4 protein-coding genes are annotated in these 3,599 nt (G+C 53.6%); 3 read left to right on the top strand and 1 reads right to left on the bottom strand.

Going from position 1 to position 3,599, the window contains the following annotated elements; translation table 11 throughout:
• The 3 genes from D6694_14450 to D6694_14460 form a co-directional block, all read left to right on the top strand.
• On the top strand, positions 1–307 hold a 307-nt coding region (locus D6694_14450; GenBank protein RMH35795.1), incomplete at its 5' end, for a hypothetical protein.
• 170 nt (positions 308–477) lie between these two features.
• Positions 478–1,908, top strand: a complete 1,431-nt coding sequence (locus tag D6694_14455; GenBank protein ID RMH35796.1) for a hypothetical protein — start codon at positions 478–480, stop codon at positions 1,906–1,908.
• Between the two features lie 71 nt (positions 1,909–1,979).
• Positions 1,980–3,209 carry a hypothetical protein gene (locus D6694_14460; protein RMH35797.1) on the top strand — a complete coding sequence of 410 codons (1,230 nt, stop codon included), beginning with the start codon at positions 1,980–1,982 and terminating at the stop codon, positions 3,207–3,209.
• Between the two features lie 120 nt (positions 3,210–3,329).
• Here the strand turns inward: D6694_14460 and D6694_14465 are convergent.
• On the bottom strand, positions 3,330–3,599 hold a 270-nt coding region (locus tag D6694_14465; GenBank protein RMH35798.1), incomplete at its 5' end, for an endonuclease.

Consider the following 3,599-nt stretch of genomic DNA (forward strand, 5'->3'; position numbering starts at 1 on the left):
GAAGGTGGTCCAGTCGGAGCCGGCCGGCTGCTCGAAGCTGCCGTCCTCCGCGGTGACGCTGTGGAAGCCCGCGTCTCGCACCCAGGTCACCGTCTGGCCCACCTGGATGGTGATCTCCCGGGGATCGAATACGTTGTTGCCCACGTGGACGATCACCGCGGATGGCGTGGGCGTGGGCGTCGCGGTAGACGTCACCCCCGGCGGCGGGGTCGGCGCCTCTGCCGTTAGAAATTTGCCACAATACGTACGATTTGCATACGATTGTTGCCCGAGCCTTGACAAATGGGGGGGGGGGGCTATGATATGATTTCATCGTCGGCTACATGTGTTAGCTGTTTGTTAGAGTTGCTTTACTCTATGCAGATAGAATCTCCTACTTCGAATGTGGATATTTGTGACTCCGCACTGACCTATCGCTGAACATTGTAGATCCCTTGCTACTGTGGGCATTTCGAAAGAGTATGAAATCGAGACATCATGAAAATGTTCGCCAGGTCCTTGATGCTCTTGTTGTCAATCCTCCTTGTGATTGCGTTCATAGGCGCGTTATCCGCGGAACGGATTTGGGACGCTCTGCCAGACAAGATACTATCCATAGACTCGATTAGGCAAACAGATGGCAAGAAAGCGGAATGGGCTGCAAATAGCCCACTTCCCACACCCTCCGAACCAGTGCTGATAAGCCCGCTTCCCACTCCAGCCGATGATGCAAATCGAACAGCGGCAGAACCCTTCGGCACGTCTGCACCGCGTAAGCCTGTTCCATATCCTGATCTCAACACGAAAACCGATTCTGTTTTGGATCAGATCACCTTTGCTAATCGACGAGTCCTGCAACTCCCCGGCGCCGACCACACATCGTATGGTCTAACGTCCTGGTCACCGAATTCGACACAGTTTGTTGGATTCTTTGCCACATCGCCGGCCCCGGGAGAGATGGAAGACGGCACTGGACTCTATTTGGGCAACCCCGATACCGGAGAACTTTCATTACTCACTAAGGATGGCGTATGGTCCAGTTGGAGCTCTGACGGCCAGGCCATCTACTATCTTGCGCCCAGACATGAGCAGGGGGTCATCATCAGTAGACCATCCGGGATTCCGTACTACGATCTGTACAGATTTGCCTTGCCCTCTGGCGTAAAAGAACTGATCATCAGGGATGTGGGGGCTCCATACGTTGCACAGCCGCCGGTGCAGGAAACGTCCAGAGGAGACTTAATGCTTTTCGATTCCCAACAACGACCAGCGGTTCTGAGAAGCTCCGGTCAGCGGGAGAAAAGTGGATTGGCATCGGTGAGCGACCTATTCCCACTAGCTGCACTGCTCACCGATCGACAGGCAATCGATGTTATGGAGGTGGCTGAGTATTCGTTTTTTACCGTTGCACCTGGCGGAGATTTTGTGGCTGTGATTCCCTTGGGGGCTCCACTCTATGTAATTGACATGAATACATACTCGATCACGGCGCGACTGGAAGAAAGCCCCGGCTATGCAAACAACGTAGCCTGGTCGCCCGACGGCACGCGTTTGGCTTATGCCAGTCACAATGGAGTCTATGTTTACAACCGCATCACCGGAAAGACATTTGCCCTGATTCAACGACAGGATATAGGCTTCTCCGACAACGATGTCCGTAGTGATTTTGTTGCGCCGGCATGGGTGATGGACGGGAAAGCACTACTTTTCAGCGTCAAATCGGCTGACTGGATTTTCACGCCCGGTGTGCAGCGCCCTGGTCACTTGCAGAGCTTTGTGTTTGCAACCACAGACGACGGTGTCTATCGGAGGCCGATCTCAGCACTCGGTTTAGAGTCTGTCTCGCCCAACGGCCACTATGCCATTGTCTATGATTGGAACCCTGAAACGCAAACCGAGACGAAATATGTCGTCGATATTCTCCCCTGAAGCTATGTACTCTTCCCCTCAAGGAATCAGCGTTTCATTCACACATTGAGTCATCCACCAGAGAAATCGTCATGCTCTATCGCGCTACCAAACAAAGTTTCACCAGGCAATCGGTTAGGTTTTTTGTTATCCTGGTCATATTCGGATTCGTCGTTACATCGACCTGCCGATCAGTGGCTGCCGATGGTCCTGTCAAAGCTGCGGTCACGGATCCTGATTGTCCTGGCTTTTTGTATCCGTATCGTGTCTTCAGCTACAACAATGTGGACGAGGCAGTCATGGATACCATACCCGGTGAATGGTGGCCCCCCGCAAGTCTAGGCGGAACGATTACATTTAGCGGATTGGAAGCAGCCGCTGTCATTATCCGATCGCGAATCTTGTTCCAACAGCAACATCCTGTGAATCCAGCATATAACTACACGACGGCCAACGTCGACTGGCAAGGTGGGATATCCGAACCATCCGGCTGCAATGATCCTGGCTACACGATGAACACCGCCTGGAACGCAAGACGTCATAGCCGTTCGGACTATGATAGTAACGGTGCTGTCTTCCAAACCTCAGGGATTTACATTGTCAATATCGGTGGCAGCGCTGAAATGGTGGGCTTCTATCCACCTATCCAGAAAGAATCAACGATCTGCGCCAAACAAAGTGACGACTGGAAATTCTGCGCGATCAGTGCGCTCGGGAACGACATCACCCGCAGTAACAATCGTTATGTTCGGCGTCTGAACATCTCTTCGCCCGATTGGATCGAGTTTCAAGCTGAGGCTTTCTATGAGCGTATTGACCGTTCGAGTCATTCTTGGTGGTGTCGCACAGACAACCCAGGTTGGAGTGGAAAATGCTATATGCGCGCGGAGCCCAATAGCGGTGTGAGTTTTGGCAGTGATATTGATTATAGAAGTGTTGCCCCGGAGTTGCGGTATCGAGTAGCTTTCCCGGCCTCCGATGGAATAACCAAGTGGTATATCTGGATTCTGGGTGAAGGATGTCACAATACTGACGACGCTCTGCACGTAGGGTTGAATAGCCAGCGCCTAGACGGTAGCACTAACGCTCGCGGAATCGCCGAAAACGTGACTGGTTGGGATTCCTGCGTATTTACATGGAAAAGCGAGATGGAGGACGGCACGCGACCTTACATAAATCCAAGCTACTACGACACCAGTAGCGCATTCCAAACCCTGAATGTCTGGATGAAGGAAGACGGTATGCGGATTGACCGAATCATCTTGACAACAGACCCGGGCGCCTATATCTTCAAGCAATTCATCCCATTGGTAATGTGGTGACTTGTCAGGTTCTGGTGACATGTCCCCTGGCAGAGGAACTGGCTGCTATCTCCAAGAATGTCAACGAGATCTAGGTACCCTTGCCGGTCACCTATCTCGGTGACCGGCAAGGGTGTCTAGTTATTTCTCCACAGCCGGTAAGAACACCTCGTGGCTCGCAGATGTCCCGGTCGGCGTGGGCGTCACGGATGGTGTCACTGTTGCCGTCGGCGTTACCGTGGGCGTCACCGTGGGCGTCGCGGTCGCGGCGGACTGCACGATCACCTTGCCGGCCATGCCCACACCGCCCGGCCCCCCGTGGATGGAGCAGAAGTAGGGGAACTCCCCGGCCTGGGTGAAGGTGTGGCGGAAGGTGGTCCAGTCGGAGCCGGCCGGCTGCTCGAAGCTGCC

This window comes from Gammaproteobacteria bacterium (assembly GCA_003696665.1).
In the GTDB taxonomy this organism is placed as follows: Bacteria; Pseudomonadota; Gammaproteobacteria; order Enterobacterales.

Bases quoted from the DNA above. Each gene is read 5' to 3' on its own strand.
- D6694_14455 (RMH35796.1), top strand. From the start codon at position 478: ATGAAAATGTTCGCCAGGTCCTTGATGCTCTTGTTGTCAATCCTCCTT.
- D6694_14460 (RMH35797.1), top strand. From the start codon at position 1,980: ATGCTCTATCGCGCTACCAAACAAAGTTTCACCAGGCAATCGGTTAGG.